We start from the raw sequence: 22,268 nt of genomic DNA, 5'->3' as shown, positions 1-22,268 counted from the left end.
TGAAAAGAACCCGAGGAAGGAACGATGATAACAGAAAAGCCTCACCGTCCGTATTATCAACAAACCGTTGATGAAACCCTGACAAATATCCAATCCAGCCTCGACGGACTTAGCAGTACAGAAGCCACCACCAGGCTGGAAAAATACGGTGAAAATGCCTTACCGCAAAAAACGGGTAAACCTGGCTGGCTGCGCTTTCTGGCCCATTTCAACGATGTCCTTATTTACGTCCTTCTGGCGGCGGCGCTGCTGAAGCTGATAATGGGACACTGGGTGGATATGTTTGTCATTCTTGGGGTAGCCATTATTAACGCCCTGATTGGCCATATTCAGGAGAGCAATGCGGAGAAATCGCTGCAAAGTATTCGCAATATGCTCTCCAGCGAGGCTGTGGTCATCCGGCAGGGCAACCATGAAACTATCCCGACGACAGCGCTGGTGCCCGGAGATATCGTCGTGATACGCGCCGGGGATCGCATTCCTGCCGATCTTCGCGTGACAGAGGCGCACAATCTGCGGGTGGAAGAAGCTATTCTCACCGGCGAATCCACGGTAGTGGAGAAAAGCAGCGATGCGCTCCACGGGGAGTTGCCGTTAGGCGACCGTTACAACCTGCTTTATTCTGGCACCACCGTCAGCTCCGGCGCGGGAAAAGGGCTGGTGGTGGCGACCGGTGGGGAGACCGAACTCGGCCATATCAACCAGATGATGTCAGACATTGAAAAACACCGTACCCCGTTGATGGTGCAAATGGACAAGCTCGGCAAGACCATTTTTATCACCATTCTGGTAATGATGCTGGCGCTGTTCGTTTTCAGTCTTATCTTCCGTGATATGCCCGTATCAGAGCTGGTGCTGTCGTTGATTAGCCTTGCGGTAGCGGCGGTGCCGGAAGGATTACCGGCCATTATCTCGATCATCCTCTCGCTGGGCGTGCAGGCGATGGCGCGTCGCAAGGCGATTATTCGCAAGCTGCCTACCGTGGAAACGCTGGGGGCGATGACGGTTATCTGCTCGGACAAAACCGGCACCCTGACCATGAATGAGATGACGGTAAAAGCGGTGATTACCGCGGACACCACCTACCGCGTGGAGGGAGACAGCTACGAGCCGGTGGGTACTATTCACCCCGTTGACGATCCGACACCGGTCACCGTGACCCCGGGATCTGTGCTGGAGCGCTATCTGCGCACAGTCGATCTCTGTAATGACAGCCAACTGATCAAAGATGAGCAGGGGCTGTGGAAAATCACCGGCGGGCCTACCGAAGGCGCGCTGAAGGTGCTGGCGGCCAAAATTCCGCTTCCGGCAATTGACGCCGAATTGCGCAGTAAAATCCCATTTGATTCGCAATATAAATACATGTCCACCCTCTATCGCCTGGGCGACGAAGAGGTGATGTTAATCACCGGTGCGCCGGACGTCCTTTTCCGTCTTTGCCAGCACCAGCAGACCCAAAACGGGCTGGAGCCGTTCAACCTGCACTACTGGGAAGAGAAGATTGAAGAGTATGCGCGCGAGGGATTGCGCATGGTGGCTGCGGCCTGGAAACCGGCCGCCAGCGGGCAGCGCGAGCTGACGCATGCGGATCTGCAAGAAGGGGTCATACTGCTCGGCATTGCGGGCATGATGGATCCCCCGCGCCCGGAAGCCATTTCGGCCATTGCCGACTGCTTGCAGGCGGGCATTCGCGTGAAAATGATTACCGGGGATCATCCACAAACGGCGATGAGCATTGGACAGATGCTGGGTATTGGCAACGCGGCGAGCGCCATCACCGGGCGCGAGCTGGAGGCGATGGACGACCACCAGCTGAGCGAGGCGGCGCAAAAATACGATATCTTTGCCCGCACCAGCCCGGAAGATAAATTCCGCCTGGTGCAGGCGCTGCAAAGTAAGCAGGAAGTGGTCGGAATGACCGGGGACGGGGTGAACGATGCGCCGGCGCTGAAGCGGGCGGATGTCGGCATCGCGATGGGGATCAAAGGTACTGAAGTCACCAAAGAAGCCGCCGATATGGTGTTAACGGATGATAACTTTGCCACCATTGCCCGGGCGGTCCATGAAGGGCGTCGGGTCTACGACAACCTGAAAAAGACCATTTTGTTCGTTATCCCGAGCAACATCGCCCAGGCCTTACTGATCATTATTGCCCTGCTGGCGGGGAACCTGATCCCACTAACGCCGGTACTGATCCTGTGGATGAACATGGCAACCTCTGCAACGCTGTCGTTTGGCCTGGCGTTTGAAGCGGGTGAGAAGGACATCATGAACCGGCCGCCGCGTAAGTCTAACCTGCATGTGATGGACGGTTATGCCATCTGGCGAGTAGTGTTTGTCGGCCTGATGATTGCCATCAGCGCCTTTGTGCTGGAGGCCTGGCTGCAACCACGCGGCTACTCACCGGAGTTCATTCGCACCGTGTTGCTGCAAACGCTGGTCACCGCCCAGTGGTTTTACATGCTCAACTGCCGCGTCACCGACGGCTTCTCCCTGAGTAAAGGTCTGCTGGCTAACAAGGGGATATGGATCGTGAGCGGCGTACTTCTGGCCCTTCAGCTTCTGATCATCTATGCGCCGTTCATGCAAATGCTGTTCGGTACCGAAGCGCTACCGTTCCGCTACTGGATCATTACCTTCCTGATTGGGTTTGCGATGTTCATGATTGTTGAAGCAGAAAAAGTCCTTACCCGGAGATGGCGCACGACGAAAAGATGACTGAATGAGTAGGCTAAGCCTGCCCACTGGCAGGCTTTCTCTTTGACTGAGTACAGAACACTATGATTCGATTTGCCTCGTTCGTTTTTACGCTTGGTATTCTGGTTCCCGCTGCATCTGCTGTAACCTACCCCCTCCCTCCCGAGGGCAGCCGTCTGGTGGGGGCGCCAATCACCATCACCGTGCCTGAGGGCAATACCCTGCCGCTCGAAGCGTTTGCAGCGCAGCACGGACAGGGGTTGAGCAATATGCTGGAAGCCAATCCTGGCGTGGATCCGTTTTTACCGCGAGCCGGAACACAGCTGGTGGTGCCGCAGCAGCTTATTCTGCCGCCAACCGTGCGCGAGGGGATTGTGGTGAACGTCGCGGAAATGCGACTTTACTATTATCCACCCGGCAGCAACACGGTTGAGGTGCTGCCTATTGGCATCGGTCAGGCCGGGCGCGAAACGCCGCGTAACTGGGTAACCGCCGTTGAGCGCAAACAGGAAGGCCCAACCTGGTCACCCACGCCAAATACGCGACGCGCTTACGCGAAAGAGGGGAAAACGTTGCCCGCGTTCGTTCCCGCCGGGCCGGATAACCCGATGGGGCTGTATGCCCTCTATATCGGCAGGCTGTACGCGATCCACGGTACCAACTCAAATTTCGGCATTGGTCTGCGCGTCAGCCAGGGCTGCATTCGCCTGCGTAATAACGATATCAAATACCTGTTCGATAACGTTTCGGTGGGGACGAGGGTACAGCTTATCGATCAGCCCTTAAAGGTGACCACCGAGCCGGACGGTAGCCGTTGGGTAGAGGTTCACGAGCCGCTGTCACGCAATCGCGCGGAATTTGAATCGACAAATAAGGTGCCGCTGCCCATTTCAGCCGCACAAAGGACGCAGCTAATAAGTGAAGGGGCGGGGGCTGAGCTGGAACGGCGGTCGGGGATGCCGGTGAAGCTTGCTATGCCCGGTGGCGCTGCGCTTACCGGGCCTACAGGACCGTAGGTCGGGTAAGGCGAAGCCGCCACCCGACAATTTTACCGAAGGCAGAATGTAGGTCGGGTAAGGCGAAGCCGCCACCCGACAAACTGACCGAACGCAGAAAAGCAAAAAGCCTGCTTTAAAAGCAGGCTTTTCAAATTTGGCTCCTCTGACTGGACTCGAACCAGTGACATACGGATTAACAGTCCGCCGTTCTACCGACTGAACTACAGAGGAATCGTGTGAACGGGGCGCATATTATCGACCTGCGTACGCCTTGTCAAAGGATGGATCGCCGACTTTGAACTGTTTGCTGACAAAACCAGCAAAGTGACGTTTTTGCCAACGGAATGCACCATAATTGTGCAGATATACCCCGAATGGGGCAGATCGGAAACCGTTGTCCCCGTCTCAAAACAGGCACCAGTGATTGGCTTTCCTTATTTTCAGCCGCTTAGCGGAGACACACACCCGCTGCAAAAAACTGGCATCCATATTGCAAAACCTGTTTAACAACACAGCCGTTACCGGCACGCTATTTTCGAACAGGGGGCAACATGAACTTAAGACGACTGAAATACTTCGTAAAAATCGTCGATATCGGCAGCCTGACCCAGGCGGCTGAAGTGCTGCATATCGCGCAGCCTGCGCTGAGCCAGCAGGTCGCGACTCTGGAAGGCGAAATGGACCAGCAACTGTTGATCCGCACCAAGCGCGGCGTAACGCCTACCGAAGCGGGAAAAATTTTATATACCCATGCCCGCACGATCCTGCGTCAGTGTGAACAGGCGCAGCTGGCCGTGCACAATGTGGGTCAGACCCTGAGCGGCCATGTCTCCATTGGCCTGGCGCCGGGAACGGCCGCATCGTCTGTCACCATGCCGCTGCTTCAGGCGGTGCGCGCGGAGCTACCGGAAGTGCTGGTTTATCTGCATGAGAACAGTGGTTCCGTGCTCAATGACAAACTGCTCAACGGTCAGCTGGATATGGCGGTGCTGTACGATCGCTCCCCGGTTGCCGGGATCACCAGCCAGCCGCTGCTGAAGGAAGATCTTTACCTGGTCGGTACCCGTGATTGTCCCGGTCAGAGCATTGATTTAACCGCTGTGGCAGAGATGAACCTGTTCCTGCCGCGCGACTACAGTGCCGTGCGCGTGCGCGTTGACGAAGCGTTCTCGCTGCGCCGTCTGACGGCGAAGATCATCGGCGAGATTGATTCCATCTCCACGCTGACTGCCGCCATTGCCAGCGGCATGGGTGTAACGGTTCTGCCCGAGTCTGCCGCACGTTCACTGTGCAGCGCGGCGAACGGCTGGATGGCCCGCATCACCACGCCATCCATGAGCTTACCGCTGTCGTTGAATATGTCCGCGCGCGGCTCCCTGTCGCCGCAGGCGCAGGCGGTGAAAGAGATCCTGATGTCTCTGGTCAGTAAGCCGTCGCTGGAAAATCGCGAGCTGCAACTCGTCAGCTGATATTCCAAATAAGCATAAGATGCTGGTTTTTATTATTTGTTCTCCAGCCCGCCTGACTCTAACAATAGCCTTATGTCAGATGCGCCGGAGTGAATTGTGAATTTCCAGCAACTTAAAATTATTCGTGAGGCGGCCAGGCGGGATTACAACCTGACCGAAGTCGCCAATATGCTTTACACCTCTCAGTCGGGTGTCAGCCGACATATCCGCGAGCTGGAGGAGGAGTTAGGCATTGAGATTTTTATCCGTCGCGGCAAGCGCCTGCTGGGTATGACCGAGCCAGGCAAGGCATTGCTGACCATCGCTGAGCGCATTCTCAACGAGGCCAGCAACGTTCGTCGGCTGGCGGATCTCTTTACCAACGACGCTTCGGGTGTGCTGACTATCGCCACCACCCATACACAGGCGCGCTACAGTCTTCCGACGGTTATCAAAGCATTTCGTGAGATCTTCCCGGACGTACGTCTCGAACTGATCCAGGGCACGCCGCAGGAAATTGAAGTGCTGCTGCATAACGGTGGGGCCGATATCGGTATCGCCAGTGAACGGCTGAGCAATGACCCGCTGCTGGTGGCGTTCCCGTGGTTCCGCTGGCACCACAGCCTGCTATTACCCGCCGAACACCCGCTGAACCAGGTTTCACCGTTGACGCTGGAAGAGATCGTCAAATGGCCGCTTATCACCTACCGGCAGGGCATTACCGGGCGTTCGCGCATAGATGAAGCGTTCAAGCGTAAAGGGCTCACGCCGGACGTGGTGCTGAGCGCGCAGGATTCCGACGTGATCAAAACCTACGTCGAGTTAGGACTGGGGATTGGCCTGGTGGCCGAGCAGTCTGGCGGCGAATATGAAGCCGGAAATCTGGTGCGTCTGGATACGCGTCACCTGTTCGATGCGAATACCGTCTGGCTGGGGCTAAAGCGCGGGCAGCTTCAGCGTAACTACGTGTGGCGTTTTATTGAGCTATGCAACGCGGGGCTTTCCGTGGATGAGATCAAACGCCAGGTGATGGAGCCGGAAGAGGTGGCGATCGATTATCAGATTTAACTACGCGTTTGCCCGGGTGCGCTGCGCTTTCCGGGCTTGTATTCCCCCTTCACCCTGTTTCTCCTTTATTTCTGAAGACGGCTTCCATATTTTGCATCCTTAACCTGCATACCAGCCAATCTGTCTGCATAATCGGCACTATAGTTTTGCATCTATATAGTTTTTGATCTATGTTGTACAAGGAGGTCCCGTGTGGGCGATTAAAACTACGGACAGGTTTGACGACTGGTTCACCTCATTAAACGATAGCGAGAGAGCCAGCGTACTGGCCGCGCTACTTGTTTTGCGGGAGAGGGGACCGGGTCTGTCCAGACCGTATGCCGATACGCTGAAAGGCTCCCGCCACAGCAACATGAAAGAGTTGCGTATCCAGAGTAAGGGTGATCCGCTGAGGGCATTTTTCGCTTTCGATTCGAACCGTACGGGTATTGTACTGTGTGCGGGCAATAAGGTCGGTAATGAAAGGCGATTTTACGATGAGATGCTCCTCGTTGCGGATCGGGAATACACTCGCTGGCTGAACACATTAAAAGAGAGGAATTAACGCGATGGGCAGAACCCTGGAGCAGCTTATTGCAGATGAAAAACCTGAGGTTGTTGCCAGCGCACAGGCAATGGCAACGGATATTTTGCTCAATATCCATCTGGCCGAGTTACGTGAAAAAGTGCAAAAAACGCAGGTAGATATGGCCAGGGCGTTGGGTATTAAACAACCTACTGTCGCCGTCATGGAAAAGGCAGGACGCGATATTAAGCTTTCTTCTTTGAAACGCTACGTTGAGGCCGCCGGAGGGAAGCTACGGCTGGATGTAGAACTACCCGATGGTTCTCATTACGAGTTTGTGTTGTAACCCACAAAAGCAAAAAGCCTGCTCTAAAAGCAGGCTTTTCAAATTTGGCTCCTCTGACTGGACTCGAACCAGTGACATACGGATTAACAGTCCGCCGTTCTACCGACTGAACTACAGAGGAATCGTGTGAACGAGGCGCATATTATCGACCTGCGTGCGCCTTGTCAAAGGGGAAAACATCGTTTTTGTTCGTTTGCCGAGAATTTCAGCAAACCGATGATTTAATAGCAAATTTGCTTTCAAATTGCACAGCAAAATGCGCCGCCCGCAGGCGGCGCGCAGGATCAGAACAGAACGGAGTAGTTCAGACCAAACGTACGTCCACGGCCTTTATAAGTATAAAGACCCGGTGAGCCATAGGTTGGGCTATACAGCCCCGGTGCGCGCTGGCCCCAGGCGGTGGTGTAGTCTTTGTCCAGCAGGTTCTCCACGCTGAAGCTGACTTTGCCCACCGGCAGGGCGTAGCTGCCCAGGAAATCAACGGTGTTATAGCCATCAATCTTCTTACCGTCGGCGTCAGACACGTCGAAGGTTTGTGTGCTCTGCACGCGCAGGGCCCAGTCGCCCGGCGCCCAGTTAACCCATGCGCTGGCTTTAGACGGGCTGGCGCTATCGACCGTCAGCTTCTCCCATTTCCCGTTTTCACGCGTTTCGGACTTGATGGCGTTAAAGTTCGCCCCGGTGCTCCAGTCGCTGTCGGTGAAGAAATAGTCCACCTGGCCTTCAACCCCATAGATACGACGTTTATCGTCCTCCAGGTTGATGGTCATGTCGCTCTTGTTGATGGTGATGGTTTTATCCGAGAGCGAGTAGTAGGCCGCCACCTGGGTACGCAGGTTATCGCCGGTGAAGCGCCAGCCCAGCTCGTAAGCATTGACCTTAATACCGTCCAGCGTTGAGTCGTTCACGTTGACGCTGTTTTGCAGGCGATAGTGACCATCGACCAGCTGATAGGTGCCGGAACCGTAGTACTTCGCCAGGTCCGGGATCTCGAAGCCCTGGGAGAAGTTAAACCACAGCTGCTGCTGTTCGGTAAGACGTCCAAGGATCCCGGCGTTAAACAGGAAGTTGTTGTAGTCGGTTTTCCCGCCCGGTACCGCGTCAGCGGAGGTCGCTTTGCCCGTGGCGATTGCCTGCTGCTGGGCGTAGCCGACAAAATCGTCCACCTTGTTTTCGGTGTACTGGTAACGCACGCCGCCGCTCAGGGTGATGGCGTCAATGTCATAGCTGGCTTGCAGGAACGGCGCGAGGTTGGTAATGCTGTAACCCGGATAACGGCCCACGTTGTAGGCATTGTCCAGCTCCATGCCGCCGCTCGCCGCCGCTTTGCTCAAGTCAAAGAACTGCTGGTTGGCATCGAACGTTTCGTGGTCGGCATCCACACCCCAGGTGAGGGTCAGGTCGTCCATCGGCTTGCTGTTTAGCGTTAGCTTGCCGCCGTAAAAATCGGTTTTCTGCTGGGACGCGCCAATGCTGGTCACCGCGCCTTTGCTCAGCGTCGGGAACGGGTAGTAGGTCAGGCTCTCGTCACGGTAGTAAATCTGCGCAACCAGATCCTGACCCCAGAAATCGGTGTTCGAGTATTGCAGGTTGATCAGGTGACGCTCTGTGCCCGGGATACGGTCAGAGTTCAGGTTATCTTTATTATAGGCTTTGGCATCGCCCGTGACCGCAGCAAAATTCTCCCCAAGGAACAGGCCGTGCTTGCCGTCGGATTCGCTCTTGTAGTACTGCGTGGTTAACTGGAGCTGCTGATGATCGTCGATGTTGATGGTGCCTGTCCCCATCACGTCGATACGGTCGGAATACTGCAAGCCGGTCTGGGTGTTATCGATAATCACCTCGTCGCCGTTGCCGTCATACCAGCCGCCGTAGCGCTGATAGGAGACCGACAGACGGCCAGAGGCGTTGTCATTGCCGCCGCTCACGGCTGCGGAGACGTTCTCATCATGGTCGTTATGGCTGTTAAACCCGCTTTTTGCCCCGGTCTGGAACTCCACCTCGGTCTCCGGCTGGCCTTTTTTGGTGACGATGTTCACCAGACCGCCGGTACTGCCGCCGCCGTACAGCGAGGTGGCGCCGGAGATCACTTCGATGCGGTCAATGTTGAACGGATCGATAGAGTCGAGCTGGCGGCTGTCGCTGCGGGAAGAGTTCAGACGTACGCCGTCCACCATCACCATCATGGAGCGACCGCGCAGGTTCATGCCGTAGTTGGTACGTCCCTGGCTGCTGACGTCCATGCCGGGGATCAGCTGGGCCAGCACGTCTTTAATCTCTTTCCCGCCCTGAACCTGCTGCTCAATTTCCGCCCGCTCAATAACCCAGGTGGTTTGCGCCATCTCTGCCACGCTGCGATGTGCCCGGCTGGCGGAGACCACAATATCTTCTTCCTTTTGTTCTTCCGCCCACGCAGAGGTAGAAAGCATGGCAAGCAAGCACGGATTTAAAACCCAAAGATGAGAACGTTTCATTGTTATGTTGATCCTGAATGTGTGTGTCAGTACTCGGTGGTCTTCATTAATGATTTAAAAACCTGGCTGCTCTCCGGGCTGGTGGTGCTCCGCCAGTGGATCACGCCGGGGGTGGTTGCCAGCTCAAACGGCTCGTCATCGTGAGCGCGATTCAAAATTCGCGCCGCGCGCCAGGCCATCAGGCTGAGCTGGGGTTCGGCAATACCGAGACGGTGCATCCCGGCATTGACGGCAAACAGGCGGTTGCTCTGCGGGCCGTCCCATTCAAGGGTGAAATCGTTGTTGATGCAGAAGGCTTCATTCTCATCCAGACGCAGTCGGGAAGAGAGCGGGGCGAGAAACGCGGGCTGCACGGCGCGGTAGCCGGTGGCGAAAATCACCACGTCGCTCTCCAGCTGTTCGCGCCCGCCGTCCAGGTGATGCTGGATGCTGAGGCGATGTCCGGTTTCCTGGCGCGTCAGCGCCGTCACCGAGCGGGACGGCATCAGATGCGCCCAGGGTTTTTCGCGCAGCACTTCGAAGCGGTGATACATGGCGCGATAGATGGCCAGCAGCGACTCCGTGGTGATCCCGTCGGAGGTCATCTTCTGCTCCTTCAACATCTGACGTCGGGCGTCGTCACCAAGGGTCGAGAAGCTGTCCACGTACTCCGGCGTGAAATACTCATTGGCAAACGCGGCTTCATCCAGCGCGTTGTAGTTGTTGCGGCGCGACACCCAGTTGAGGCTCAGCGGCTGCCCCCATTCCCCACGGAAGATATTTAAAAACAGATCCGCACCGCTCTGGCCGCCGCCGACGACGGTGACGCGCTTGCCCGCTAAATCCGGCGTGCGCAGCATCATTTCGCTGGCGTGGAAGCAGGTGTCGTCCTGCGCGGTGACGCAGTCTGGGAGATTGATCTGCTTCCCAATCCCCACGCAGACGTGGCGCGCCAGGAAGCGATCCCGCTGGGTCACGACCTCAAACAGGCCGTTTTGCTCATCAAAGCTGACCTGCTGTACCTGCTGGCTGAAGGCCAGGTTAGTGAGGTTATCCGCCGCCCAGCACAGGTAGTCGGCAAACTCCTCGCGCGACACGGTGCGCTGCTCGGTGGTGAGGAAACGGTAGAACTTTTTGCGCTGTACCAGATAGTTCAGGAAGCTGTGGCGGTTGGTTGGCTCCACGGCGCTGACCAGATCCTTCAGGAAGCTGGTCTGCATATGGCAGTCCGGCACCATCATCCCCGGGTGCCAGGAGAAGTGCGGCTTGCGTTCAAGAAACAGCGAGCTAAAACCGTCCAGCCCCTCTGCCAGCGCGGCAATACTGAGGTTGAACGGACCGATACCAATGCCGATGAAATCATAGGTTTTCATTGCGCTGACTCCTGGGAGACCAGAAAAAGAGGGTTATCAAGATCGCAGACGTAGTTCGGCAGCATGCGGCTGCCGCCGTCGTGTTCAGAGAAGGTCAGTTTGACCGGGTTGAGGATCACGCGAATAATCTGCGGCTTAAACAGGTCGAATTTGGCGAAGCGCGCCGCAAGATCCGGATGGGCGGCCATATAGCGACGTAACACCAGCGCCAGGATCTGATAGAAGCGGGTTTCGCTCACGCCGCATTGCAGGGTGAGGCGGGATATAAAGCGCAGCACCGTGACAAAGTTGCCGGTTTGCAGGTCGTGGATGATGTAATCCGCGCTGAGGCGCGCCGTCACCGCTTTTACCTGCTCCGGCAGGCTCTTCGCCTGCGGGAAATCTTCATCCACCAGGCGCATGTCGCCCTGAAAATCCTTCAGGAAAATGCGCTGCGGAACGTAATCTTTCATCACCAGCGTGACGTTCTGGCCGTGGGCGATGAGCGCCACCCCGTAGCGACAGAGCAGGTGATAGAAGGGGATCACCGTCGCCTCAAACAGCTTTTCCAGCCATGCGTCAGCGGTTAACCCCGAGCGTTTGATCCACGCGTCAATCAGCGGGCGCCCCTGGTTATCGGTTTCCATCAGCGCCGCCATCAGCACCGCCTGTTCGCCATCCTGTAAATAGCAGGATGGGTTCTCGCGCCAGATCACCCCCAGCATCTCCTGATAGCGGTACGGCGCCTCAGGCAATGCGGCATAACCCGGATGCGACAGATATCCGGCTGCGGGTTCGCCAAGCACCTGCGCCCCGGAGTGAATCAGCGTGGCATCGCTGGCGAACTGCTGCTGTAGCCAGCGCGAGGCCAGCGGACCGGCGGCGATATACTTGCCCGGAATACCGCGATAGCAGGAGGTGTTGTAGATAGTCAGCGGCAGCTTGATGTCATACGGCGCGCGACGGCTGGCGTTGGTCAGCGTGCGCAGGGACTGCTGCGCCAGATACTCATCGCCGAACTCACCCAGCTCTACCATCTCACCGCGCGCGAGCTGCGCCAGGAAATGAATGGCAATTTTTTGCTGCCACTGCCACGGGTGCAGCGGCACCGGCAGCCAGCTGTCGTCCAGATCCAGCTCCTGCCAGCGGGCGTCGAACCGCTCGCGCTCGGCATCGTCCATGGCGCTGGAGAGCAGGGCGTTAATATCGCAATCGGCGTCGCTGCTCCAGACCAGACGCTCGCGCTGCACGGCGACCCAGTGCAGGCGGAAACGCCCGCGATATTCCGGCGCGTACAGGCGCAGGGCATCCAGCCCCCAGCCGCGGCGTCCCTTGTTGAAAATAAACTTCGGGTGACCGCGCATCAGGCACTGTAGTTCGTCCGGGTCGAGGTGGATCAGCGCATCGGCATCCAGCGTTTCACGCGCCTGCAACAGCTGCATGTCACCCCGCAGCGTGGCGTAGAGATCTTCCATGTGCTCCGCCGTTTGCGCGTCGCTCATCTCCAGCACGGTGGCCAGTTGCAGCAGCGCGTTTTCCGCTTCGACCGCCGCGCCGCTGGTGGTGGTCAGGGTATCAGGGTCAATATGCAGCCAGCCCCATATCCCACGCGTGGCGCGAAACTGCCAGCACGCGTTGCCCATACTGATGCGCCAGTTGTCCGCCGAAACCGGCTCGGCGCGCAGGGTGCGTTCATATTCCAGTTCGGCGAGGATCTTCGCCACCATCTCGCGGTTCACTTTCTGCCAGAGTGCGTTCACAGTTCCACCTCGTGGAAGAAGCGGTGACGCTCGCTCATGATCAGACGGGAGCGTTTGTGCGGGAAGTCGAACTCTTTCACCGTGTCGAAACCGGCGGACGCCAGATGGCGGAACAGACGCTGGTTGTCGAAGCGCGGCTCGGCGACAATGCGCGTGGTGCGCGGTTCATCGAGATACAGATAGTGGCTCAGGCCGCGCAGCCAGCTGCGGATGTATTGCGCGCCGCGCCAGTTTTCTTCACCCACCAGCATGTGCAGCCCGCGGTCAAACGGCTGCCAGCGGTAGTGGCGGCCAATGCGATCTTCTGCCGCCCAGTAGAGTTCAAAATAGCCGAACGGCTGGTCATCGAAGCAGCCGATAACCGGGTAACAATAGGTCGAGTCGAGCTGGCGGCGCAGGTAGTTTTCCTGCTCGGCCTGCGGTCCCGCCATCTCCCAGAAGGCATTTACGCGCGGGTTATTCATCCAGCGGGTAAAGCGCTCGCCGTCCAGCGCCACGTCCGCCACGCGGAAGCTCAGGGTGCGCTTAATCTGCGGATCGTAACGGCGGTACACCTCGCTCTGCGGACGGTGAGGGCGCAGCGGGAAGTACAGCTGACGGCTTTCGTCAAACTGCATTCCGCCGCTCGCCTGCGGACGTTCGCCTTTCAGCCACAGCGGCAGCTGCCAGAAAATTTCACGCGCCAGATAGTCCCCGTGAACGAGGCTAAACAGCGCCTGCGCCTGAGGTTCATCCTGCCAGGCTGCCCACGGCAGGGTAATGCCGGTCAGGGCGGGCGCGGCAACAAACAGCTGGTCGAGGGCGTCCACCAGCCAGCTGTCCGGGAGCCCGGTCAGCCGCTCCAGCACCGCGCTGCCGTCGAGACCCAGCGTCAGCGGCAGGTTTTGTTCCGTGACCGTGCAGCGAAAGCCGTAGCCGGAATGGACGATATTCGCGTTTGCCATCACGCCTTCTCCTTATAAAACGGGTTGCTAAAGTCGAAATAGATCACCGCCGGATCGACGATGGTGTTTTCGTTGCGATCGTGCAGATAGCAGAAGAAGTTGCCTTTGCAGTTCCAGGTCGGGCTGTCGAGCACGTAATCGAGGCAGCGGGTCTGCTTCGCCGTGGTGCGCAGTTCGGCCAGCGCGTCACGCACGCGGGACATCAGGTTCTCTTCGCTGTCGAAGCCGGCGGCGGCGAGCGCGGCGGTGACGGCAAGGGTAGAGTTCAGCAGCAGGTAATAAGGGAAGTAGCGCAGCAGCTGGCTCTCACCGAAGCGGTTTTCCACCTCGGTTTCACCTGCCTCTTTCAGCCACGCGTCGGCCCCTTCAGTCCAGGCGCTGCCCTGGCAGTCGCGGTAGATCAGCCCAACGGGGAAATCCTGCTGCATCTCAACGAGGATATTTTGCTGGTGCGCCAGCAGGACCAGACCGTAGTCCGCCTCGGCGCTGAACAGCGGAAGCAATACCCGGTCGCAGTAGGCGTCCAGCCAGCAGCGCGCGGCCTGGGCGAGCGGGAGATCCAGACGCTGGCTCAGACGACGCACCGCCGCGGCGAGCAGGCTGTCGCCGCCGTCCGGCGCGGCCTGGGTCAGGCTCACCAGCACGTTGGTTTGCGTTTCAGGGGTATCGAACAGCAGGTTGACGCGCAGGGCCATCAGGCTCTCTTCCTGAACGACGCCGTGCTCATCGCACAGCCCCGCCCAGCCGTCCTCCTGCATCACGCGCATGGTCGGGTAGCGCGCCTGAAGTTCCTGCCAGCGTGCCGTTTTCGCCAGCCGCGCCAGGCGCATGCCGCGCTTAACCTCTTTCACCGACAGCGTGCGCACGGAGTTGGTCAGCCGCACGCTCAGGGAAAACTTAATCATGTCGCTGTTGGTTTCGCTGTACAGCGAGCGGGAAGAGCTGGTGGGCAGCCATTGCGCACCGGCTTCGCCCAGATCGCGCAGGGCGCCTTTTTCTACCAGACGCTGGCACCAGTCCTGCTCCAGCAGATAGTCGGCCTGCCACGGGTGCATCGGCAGCAGCCAGCAGGTGTCGGTGAAGTGACCGAGAAGGGCCGGCGCGCTCTGCGCTGTAAAGCGCAGCAGACGTTCCCGCAGGGAGACATTCAGGCTGTCGCCGGTAATCAGCTCATGCTCAACCGCAAACCAGCGCAGCGGGAAGCGGGAGGCGAAATCCGGCAGATAGCGACGCGCCTCGGCCTCGTTGAACGGCTCGTGCGACTTTGGGGCAGGATGAAAAGCATGGCCGACCAGCAGCGCCTGTTCCGCTTCGGCAAACGTCAGCGGCTTATCGCGCAGGTTTGCCCAGTTGTGGCGTAAATCAATGGCCTGCCAGGTGTGCGTATGGCTTTCCAGGACGCGCTGCTTAAAGCGAGCCAGCGTATCGGCATCCAGCTCGCCTTTTATCGTCTCTTTTTGAAGAATGAAATCAATCAGTTGATGAAATGTGACCGTGTCACCGCCGTCGCTGTCGGCCTGAATCAGCGTTGCCGGAAAACGATACTGGTGATGCTGCGTGGGGGAGAAATAGCGTACCGGAACCCGAATGGCCTGGGTTGGGGAGAGCGGGATATGAATCTGTGATAACTCATCCGCACGGGTTGCGGGAAGATAATGCCAGTCCTTCGTTTCGCGCAGCAGCGCGTTCAAAAAACATTGGGCCGCAACATCTGTACCGGCGGAGCGGGGCAGAGTACGCATAGTTGTACCTCATTCCATTACTGATAATAATTCTCGTTATGATATTCATTCTGTTTACAGTGGCAACTATTTTTGCAATATTTGTTTTCATAAACTTCATAATTTCCACACATTTATTGACATTATCTTCACAATTTTATGCGCACCCGTACTGAGAATCTCACTGACGTTGTGACCCCTAAAGCTAACTGGCCCCTGGCACTGGGCGCCGGTTTATTAGGTATTGGGCAAAACGGTTTGCTGGTTATGCTGCCGCAGCTGGTCTCCCTGACCGGACTGTCGCTCTCCGTCTGGGCCGGGCTGCTGATGTTCGGCTCGATGCTCTTTTTACCCGCATCGCCCTGGTGGGGACGCCAGAGCGAGCGGTACGGCTGTAAGATCGTTATGCTGGCCTCGCTGGGAGGCTATCTGGCGAGCTTTGTCGTGATGGCGCTGGTGGTCTGGGCGATGGCGAACGGCGCGCTGAATGCTCTCTGGGGAATGGCAGGCCTGGTGCTGTCGCGCATGCTGTACGGCCTGACGGTATCAGGGCTGGTGCCTGCGGCCCAGACGTGGGCCATTCAACGCGCGGGGCTGGATAAAAGGATGGCGGCGCTGGCGACGATAAGCTCTGGCCTTAGCTGCGGGCGTCTGCTGGGACCGCCCCTGGCCGCGCTGATGCTCAGCGTCAGCCCGGTCGCACCGCTCTGGCTGATGGCGGTGGCGCCGTTTATCGCGCTGCTGCTGGTGCTGCGCGAAGCCGCCGATCCCCCGCTGCCGCCGGTGGCGCACCAGTCGACGCGGTTACAGGCCTCCATGCTGCCTTTCCTGGTGCTGGCACTGCTGCTGGCGGCGCTGGTCAGCCTGATGCAGCTTGGTTTATCGCCGCATCTTCACCCGTTATTTAATGGCGATGCCGTGCAAATCAGCCATCATGTCGCGCTGCTGCTGAGCCTGGCCGCGCTGGCGACCCTGGCGGCGCAGTTTCTGGTGGTACGCCCGCAGCATTTTACCCCGAGAGTTTTACTCTTAATTGCCGCGGTCTTGATGGTGGCGGGTCTTGGGCTGATGTGTCTCGCCAGTTTAGCCCTGTTCTACGTGGGAATTGTCATCACTTCGCTGGGGGCCGCCATGGCAACGCCGGGATACCAGCTTTTGCTCAACGATCGGCTGACGACGGGCAAAGGCGCAGGGGTGATCGCCACCAGCCATACGCTGGGGTACGGGGCCAGCGCGCTGCTGGTACCTGTGGTGACGCGCTTTTACGGTGAGCAGTTTTTGATTACTGCCGCATGGGGAATGGCGCTGCTGTTTCTCGCGGTGAGCCTGTGGGTACGATCGACCGATCGTACCCCTTAAACATTAGTGGAACGGATGAGAGGATGTGCTGGCTGCGTCCTCACTTTGCCGCAGACGCTGGAGCGGATCCTGCTGATAAAACTGGCAAAAACGCTGCCACAGCGCCGGGAAGCGCGGGGCAAAAAGCTCAGGTGCGCTAAAGAAATACTCGGACAGCACTGCAAAGCACTCGGCGGGATCGGTCGCGGCATAGGCATCAATGCTGGCCGCGCTTTCACCCACCAGGTCTATCTCATCCTGAATGTTTTCCATCGCCGCGTGCAGGTCGTGCTCCCATCCCGCGACTTCACGCAGCGGGATCAGCGGCACGCCGCTGGCGCGATCGCCGTTGCGGGTATCCAGCTTATGCGCCACTTCGTGAATGATCAGGTTGAAGCCCGAGGCATCGAACGAGTCCTGAATATCCAGCCAGTTGAGGATGATTGGCCCTTGCTGCCAGCTTTGCCCGGACTGCACCATACGCTGGTTGTGCACCAGCCCGATGTCATCCTCCCACTCATCATCGACGATAAACGGCGCCGGGTAGATCAGCACTTCGTGGAAGCCATCCAGCCATTCGATACCCAGCTCCAGCACCGGCAAGCAGAAGAGCAGGGCGATGCGGGAATTTTTAAGCGGATCCAGTTCGAAGCCCTGTAGCGGTACCAGCCGTTTTTGCTGTAAAAAACGCTCGGCCAGCTGAATCAGCTTTGATTGCTCTTCAGGCAAGAGATTCGCCAGCACGGGGATCGCCAGAGCCTCATCCCAGGGCAGCGCCATATTTCGACCAGCGTCGTTCGTTTTCCAGGGCCACTTAATCATCGCTTTGCTCGTTACTCGCACGTGAACAAAATGGAAAGGTCAGGGGCTGTTAGCATGCCAACATACTCTGTTAAGCAGTATGACACTCCTCTTCGGCTGCATGCAGACTGGCAGCCTGTTTAAGAGGAATCCAGCCCGCATAAACTATCACTATGTGCCGTCAGGTTGATAGCGCTTTAGGGGTATCCCCTTCATTTTGTGAAGTATGTCGTGCGCGACTATGATAAATCTCTTCTTACCCTACCGTGCTTAAGGATCCCGTCAGTATGCCCGTCAATTTTGACCTCAACGATCTCTATGCCTTCCGCGCTTTACTGGAATATGGCAATTTCCGTCTTGCGGCGGAGTCTATCTGCCTTTCCCAGTCGGCGTTGAGTCGAAGAATTGAAAAGCTCGAGGCGGCACTGGGGACAAAACTGTTCGACAGAACCACCCGGCGCGTCACGCTGACCCTGTATGGACAGACCTTTGCCGACCGATGCGGACAGCTGCTTGCTGATGTGGAGTCCATGCTTTCGGATATCGATAAGGCCAGCGAGGAGCGTACGGGGCTAATCACCGTGGCGACGGTGCCGTCCGCCGCCTGTTACTTTATGCCGGATGTTATCCGCCGCTTTCAGTCCCGTTACCCCCGCGTGCGCATAAAACTGATCGACAGCAGCGCCGGAAATGTTATCGAGGCCGTCACCCGCGGACAGGCGGATTTTGGTATCTGCTTTGCCCGGAGTTTGCAGCCCGACATCGAGTTTGTCCCGCTGGTGGAGGATGTCTACGTGGCTGCCTGCCGGCGCGACAGCCCGCTTGCAAAAAGAAAAAGCCTGACGTGGCAGGCTTTTTATCAGCAGGATTATATCGGTCTGGATAAGACCTCCGGCAACCGCAATCTTCTCGACCAGCGGGTCGGGCATATTCGGCCTGAGCGCCCCAGCATCTGCGAAACGCGGCACGTGACGACCATGCTGGGGATGGTTGAAGCCGGGATCGGCATTGCGGCCGTTCCCGCCATGTCAATGCCCCGCGCAGAGCATTCGCTGCTGACGTCGGTACCTTTAACCGAGCCTGAGGTCAGGCGAACCGTGGGGCTGATCCGCCGCCGCGGGCGGATCCAGTCCTATATTGCTGCCGAACTCGAAACGCTGATTACCGAGCAGTATCGCGAGGTGCACTGACGGGCGTTAAGCCCGTTGCTGTAATGACGCTGGCAGCCTGTGGCGAAGAGAGAAAGGCCAGCAGCGCTTTTCCCTGTTCGGGATGGTCAGCCTTCTGCGTTACGGCTCCGGCGAAACGGGTAATGTACTGCATGTCGTCAGGCAACTTACCCACAAACATCACCCCCGGGACCGGCAGAAGCTCGCTCACCTGCTGAAAGCCGAGATCGTATTTCCCTTTTGCCACTTCAGACGCCACCGGGATGCGCTCAACCCGGTGCGCTTTATCGTGGACCTGGCCGTCGATGCCCAGCTTACGGAACAGCTGGCTCTCTACATACCGGCCGCTGGCGCTGTCGGAATAAGCCATGGAATGCGCCTTCAGCAGCGTTTGCCGCAGGGCAGGCACCGTACTGATATCCGGCACCGGCGCGCCCGCTTTGACGACCATCCCGACGGGCGAATCCGCCAGCTCCACGCGAGAGCCCGCCGCCGTCCTGCGATCCTGTTCCAGTTTCGCCAGCGCATCGCCCACCATAATCACCACGTCCGCTTTTTCGCCCCGGGCAAGCCGGGCCGGAATGGCCTGCGGCGTTTTGCCCATCGACGGGCCGGAGATCACAATGAGCCTGTCACCGCTTTGCGCTTCGTACTGCGGCGTCAGCTTCTCCAGCGCCGCTTTGAAGCCGCCAGAAATCATCACCGTCACATCCTGCGCAAGCGCGCCCGCGCTGAGGGTGGCGAAGGTCAGGGCGGCAATCACCGTTCTGAATGTAAGCATGAGGAATCACTCCTTAACGGCAGTTTGCAGGATTAACGTGCGACGACGATAGAGATAAAGCGTTGCCAGCAGGGCGCAAACGGCGGCAAAGCTCATCCAGTAGCCCGGAGAGGCTTTGTCGCCGGTGTACTCAATTAAGGCAGTCGAAATCACCGGCGTGAAACCGCCAAAGACCGCCGTTGCCAGGCTGTAAGCCAGTGAGAAGCCCGCCACGCGCACCTCTGCTGGCATGATCTCCGTCAGGGCCGGGATCATCGCGCCGTTATACAGGCCGTAGAGGAAAGAGAGCCACAGCAGCACAGTCAGCATCATTGAGAAGCTCGGGGCTGCGGCCAGCATCGTCAGTGCCGGATAGCTGGTCGCCAGCGCCAGCAGCGTCATGGCGATCAGCACCGGTTTACGCCCGAAGCGATCCGACAGCGCGCCGCCCACCGGAAGCCAGATGAAGTTGGACACCGCCACCAGCAGCGTGACCAGAAGACTGTCCGACGCGCTAAGCATCAGGACTTTTTTACCGAAGGTCGGCGCGTAAACGGTGATCAGGTAAAACGCGGTGGTGGTCATCGCCACCATCAGCATGCCCGCGACGACTACCGGCCAGTTGGCGAGCAGCGTTGTGAAGACCTGACGCATTGCCAGATGGTGGCGACGGGCGCTGAATTCCTCGGTCTCTTCGAGCTTGCGGCGCAGGAAAAAGATAAACGGCACAATCAGACAGCCAAACAGGAACGGAATACGCCACCCCCATTCGCGAATGGCACTCTCTTCCAGCACCACATTCAGGGCGAAGCCCATCGCCGCCGCGATCATAATGGCGACCTGCTGGCTACCCGACTGCCAGCTGGTGTAGAAACCCTTGCGGCCCGGCGTGGCGATCTCCGCCAGATAAACCGAAACCCCGCCCAGCTCGGCGCCTGCCGAAAAACCCTGCAACAGGCGGCCGGTCAGCACCAGCAGCGGCGCCCACAGGCCAATGCTCTGGTAAGAAGGGATCAGCACGATCAGGAAGGTTCCGGCGGCCATAATTGACAGAGTGACGATCAGCCCTTTACGGCGACCCACTTTATCAATGTAAGCCCCCAGCACAATGGCCCCGATCGGACGCATCAGAAAGCCCGCGCCAAAGACGGCGAAGGTCATCATCAGCGACGCAAATTCACTGCTTGCCGGGAAAAAAGTATGGGCTATGTAGGTGGCATAAAAGCCGAACAGAAAGAAGTCGAATTGCTCAAGAAAGTTGCCCGACGTGACGCGGAAAATCGCGCCCGCTTTGGCACGAAGCGTTGCAGGTGAGGTTGAGGAAACCATGATTATCTCCAGTTTTATAGTGACGTTATGCTCGTCTGTTTCTGAAAACTGGATCAGGAAGTGGAAATTAATAAGCGCAAATAGCGCATGGACTGATGCGTGTGGTGCATTAATGACAAAGCGTTGACCAGTATTTACATATTCAACAATAACTTAACATTTCGGTGATCTTTTATTTACTCGATTTCGCTAAGTTGCTGATATATCGGTTTTGTGACATCGCGCAGGTGAGAAGCCAGGCGGGGCCTGGCTTGGGATTATCAGCGCAGCGCGTTCGCAATCGCGCTAAACATCAGCGACGCTTCCAGCGGCTGGGCGCTGAATGACGGCTCTGCCTGCGGCCAGGTGGACCACTGGACGATAACCAGATTTTCTTTCTGATTAACCATGATCATCTGACCAAATATACCCAGCGCCCACAGGGAATCCTTCAGCGAATTTTCGACTTTCGGCTCCACGTTTGTGGCGGTGGCTGGTACTTCGTTGTTCCACCACTGGTAGCCGTATAACCCCTTCGGATGCGCGTCGGACACCGATCCTTTGGCCTGTGTCCAGGCTGAGGACTGTTTCACCCAGCCCTCGGGGAGGATCTGCTTCCCGTCCGGCAGCGTACCGTTATGCAGGATAAACTCCCCGAAACGCCCCCAGTCTTCCAGCGTGGCGTTGAACCCATGCGCACCCACGTCGTGCTGGCCTTTGCTGTAGGCATGCCACACGCCGTCGCTCGCCATGCCGTACGGCTGCCAGATGGTCTTCTCCAGATACGCCGCGAGCGTCATGCCGGTGGCGCGCTCAAGCACATCGCCTAACAGCCAGGCGCCACCCGAGGAATAGGACCAGTTTTCGCCCGCCGGGTGTTCACGGTGTAACCCCTTCACCAGGGTGCGCACGCAGTTGTAGGTGCCCGGCTTCGCTTCGCACTCGGTAAGCCGGGCGAAGTCAGATTGCGGGTTGGTGTAATCTTCGTTCCACGCCACGCCAGAGGTGTGGGTGATGAGCTGTTTTAGCGTTACGCCCTCCCAGGCGGTGCCTTTTAAGTCAGGTTCGTATTGGGTGACAAGGTCGTCCAGGGAGTGGATTTTCCCTTCTTTAATTGCAGCACCCACCAGCGCGGAGACCACCGATTTGCCCACGGAACGCGACGTCCAGAGCGTTGAGTCGGTATTGCCTTCACCCAGGTATTTATAGGCCACTTTGCCGTTTTTCAGCACCAGCATGCCGCTGACGTTCTGGCGTTTCAGGTAATCCTGAAGAGTGTAACTCTTACCCTTCACCTGATAGCGGGCATCGGTGAGCGGTTTTTCTGCGGGCAGCAGCGGCGTAGCGTTGCCGTGGCGAAACACATCCCCTGCGTAGTTGCGGTAGTCATTGCGAAAGCCCACCACGCGATCGGCCTGGCTCCAGGTGAGCATGGTATGCGCGTCCGGGAGTCTGGCATCGAAAGGCGCCGGACAGGTGGTGAGGTCGGTACCGTTGCAGGCCGCCATAACGGCGGGCGAGAGCAGGCTGCTGACAACCAGCGCCGCGAGCAGCGTGCGGTTTGTTTTGATTTTCATATTTATCTCGTTTGGCTCAGGAA

General features: G+C 58.0%; 17 protein-coding genes and 2 tRNA genes. 8 read left to right on the top strand and 11 right to left on the bottom strand.

The genetic code is table 11. The features are described from left to right. Positions 1-24 precede the first annotated feature (24 nt). Both ACQG1Y_RS14600 and ldtA read left to right on the top strand, forming a co-directional pair. Entirely contained in the window at positions 25-2,718 is a 2,694-nt protein-coding gene (locus ACQG1Y_RS14600; RefSeq protein WP_414234679.1) for a cation-transporting P-type ATPase, read from the top strand. A gap of 62 nt (positions 2,719-2,780) precedes the next feature. Further along, complete coding sequence (gene ldtA, locus ACQG1Y_RS14595) at positions 2,781-3,713, top strand: L,D-transpeptidase (RefSeq protein ID WP_015572412.1); 933 nt, start codon at positions 2,781-2,783, stop codon at positions 3,711-3,713. Positions 3,714-3,850: 137 nt separating this feature from the next. On the opposite strand, the gene ACQG1Y_RS14590 is transcribed toward ldtA, so the two are convergent. After that, positions 3,851-3,926, bottom strand: a tRNA-Asn gene (locus tag ACQG1Y_RS14590). A 320-nt stretch (positions 3,927-4,246) separates the two neighbouring features. Between ACQG1Y_RS14590 and nac the strand changes: the two genes are divergently transcribed. From nac to ACQG1Y_RS14570, 4 genes are all read left to right on the top strand, one after another. Next, entirely contained in the window at positions 4,247-5,164 is a 918-nt protein-coding gene (gene nac / locus ACQG1Y_RS14585; protein WP_003859531.1) for a nitrogen assimilation transcriptional regulator NAC, read from the top strand. A 96-nt stretch (positions 5,165-5,260) separates the two neighbouring features. Then, positions 5,261-6,211 (top strand): HTH-type transcriptional regulator Cbl, encoded by a 951-nt coding sequence (gene cbl / locus ACQG1Y_RS14580; protein WP_017383311.1) that lies wholly within the window; start codon positions 5,261-5,263, stop codon positions 6,209-6,211. Positions 6,212-6,401: 190 nt separating this feature from the next. After that, on the top strand, positions 6,402-6,755 hold the full coding sequence (locus ACQG1Y_RS14575) for a type II toxin-antitoxin system RelE/ParE family toxin (protein ID WP_047733850.1): 354 nt from the start codon (positions 6,402-6,404) through the stop codon (positions 6,753-6,755). A 4-nt stretch (positions 6,756-6,759) separates the two neighbouring features. Continuing rightward, the gene (locus ACQG1Y_RS14570) at positions 6,760-7,062 is read left to right on the top strand and encodes a helix-turn-helix domain-containing protein (RefSeq protein WP_017383313.1); all 303 of its coding nucleotides are present in this window, start codon (positions 6,760-6,762) and stop codon (positions 7,060-7,062) included. 45 nt (positions 7,063-7,107) lie between these two features. Here ACQG1Y_RS14570 and ACQG1Y_RS14565 read toward each other — a convergent pair. From ACQG1Y_RS14565 to ACQG1Y_RS14540, 6 genes are all read right to left on the bottom strand, one after another. Next, positions 7,108-7,183 (bottom strand) — tRNA-Asn (locus tag ACQG1Y_RS14565). A 163-nt stretch (positions 7,184-7,346) separates the two neighbouring features. Then, complete coding sequence (locus ACQG1Y_RS14560) at positions 7,347-9,536, bottom strand: TonB-dependent siderophore receptor (RefSeq protein WP_032654151.1); 2,190 nt, start codon at positions 9,534-9,536, stop codon at positions 7,347-7,349. A gap of 26 nt (positions 9,537-9,562) precedes the next feature. Beyond that, positions 9,563-10,888, bottom strand: coding sequence for a lysine N(6)-hydroxylase/L-ornithine N(5)-oxygenase family protein (locus ACQG1Y_RS14555; protein ID WP_368740579.1), 1,326 nt, complete (start codon positions 10,886-10,888; stop codon positions 9,563-9,565). Next, the gene (gene iucC, locus ACQG1Y_RS14550) at positions 10,885-12,627 is read right to left on the bottom strand and encodes an IucA/IucC family protein (RefSeq protein ID WP_047740841.1); all 1,743 of its coding nucleotides are present in this window, start codon (positions 12,625-12,627) and stop codon (positions 10,885-10,887) included. Before iucC ends, ACQG1Y_RS14555 begins: the two co-directional genes overlap by 4 nt. Then, a complete protein-coding gene (locus ACQG1Y_RS14545; protein ID WP_032669565.1) occupies positions 12,624-13,571 on the bottom strand; it encodes a GNAT family N-acetyltransferase in 948 nt (315 codons plus the stop codon). Before ACQG1Y_RS14545 ends, iucC begins: the two co-directional genes overlap by 4 nt. Beyond that, the gene (locus tag ACQG1Y_RS14540) at positions 13,571-15,313 is read right to left on the bottom strand and encodes an IucA/IucC family siderophore biosynthesis protein (RefSeq protein ID WP_368740578.1); all 1,743 of its coding nucleotides are present in this window, start codon (positions 15,311-15,313) and stop codon (positions 13,571-13,573) included. Before ACQG1Y_RS14540 ends, ACQG1Y_RS14545 begins: the two co-directional genes overlap by 1 nt. 138 nt (positions 15,314-15,451) lie before the next feature. On the opposite strand from ACQG1Y_RS14540, the gene ACQG1Y_RS14535 reads away from it, so the two are divergent. Continuing rightward, a complete protein-coding gene (locus ACQG1Y_RS14535) occupies positions 15,452-16,651 on the top strand; it encodes an MFS transporter (protein WP_368740577.1) in 1,200 nt (399 codons plus the stop codon). 3 nt (positions 16,652-16,654) lie between these two features. Here the strand turns inward: ACQG1Y_RS14535 and mtfA are convergent, their stop codons facing one another. Then, the gene (mtfA, locus tag ACQG1Y_RS14530; protein WP_003859539.1) at positions 16,655-17,452 is read right to left on the bottom strand and encodes a DgsA anti-repressor MtfA; all 798 of its coding nucleotides are present in this window, start codon (positions 17,450-17,452) and stop codon (positions 16,655-16,657) included. A 266-nt stretch (positions 17,453-17,718) separates the two neighbouring features. Between mtfA and ACQG1Y_RS14525 the strand changes: the two genes are divergently transcribed. Next, positions 17,719-18,621: a LysR family transcriptional regulator gene (locus tag ACQG1Y_RS14525; RefSeq protein WP_003859540.1), complete on the top strand. Its 903-nt coding sequence runs from the start codon at positions 17,719-17,721 to the stop codon at positions 18,619-18,621. Here the strand turns inward: ACQG1Y_RS14525 and ACQG1Y_RS14520 are convergent. The 3 genes from ACQG1Y_RS14520 to ACQG1Y_RS14510 form a co-directional block, all read right to left on the bottom strand. Next, positions 18,593-19,381: a substrate-binding domain-containing protein gene (locus tag ACQG1Y_RS14520; protein WP_045328718.1), complete on the bottom strand. Its 789-nt coding sequence runs from the start codon at positions 19,379-19,381 to the stop codon at positions 18,593-18,595. The two genes, ACQG1Y_RS14525 and ACQG1Y_RS14520, sit on opposite strands and share 29 nt — an antisense overlap. A gap of 6 nt (positions 19,382-19,387) precedes the next feature. After that, positions 19,388-20,689 (bottom strand): MFS transporter, encoded by a 1,302-nt coding sequence (locus ACQG1Y_RS14515; RefSeq protein WP_017693129.1) that lies wholly within the window; start codon positions 20,687-20,689, stop codon positions 19,388-19,390. A 260-nt stretch (positions 20,690-20,949) separates the two neighbouring features. Then, on the bottom strand, positions 20,950-22,245 hold the full coding sequence (locus ACQG1Y_RS14510) for a serine hydrolase domain-containing protein (protein WP_126499117.1): 1,296 nt from the start codon (positions 22,243-22,245) through the stop codon (positions 20,950-20,952). Positions 22,246-22,268: the final 23 nt, after the last annotated feature.

This window comes from Enterobacter cloacae complex sp. 397G4 (assembly GCF_050031515.1).
Classification (GTDB): Bacteria; Pseudomonadota; Gammaproteobacteria; order Enterobacterales; family Enterobacteriaceae; genus Enterobacter; species Enterobacter hormaechei_C.
This window is presented reverse-complemented; position numbering and strand designations above follow the sequence as displayed.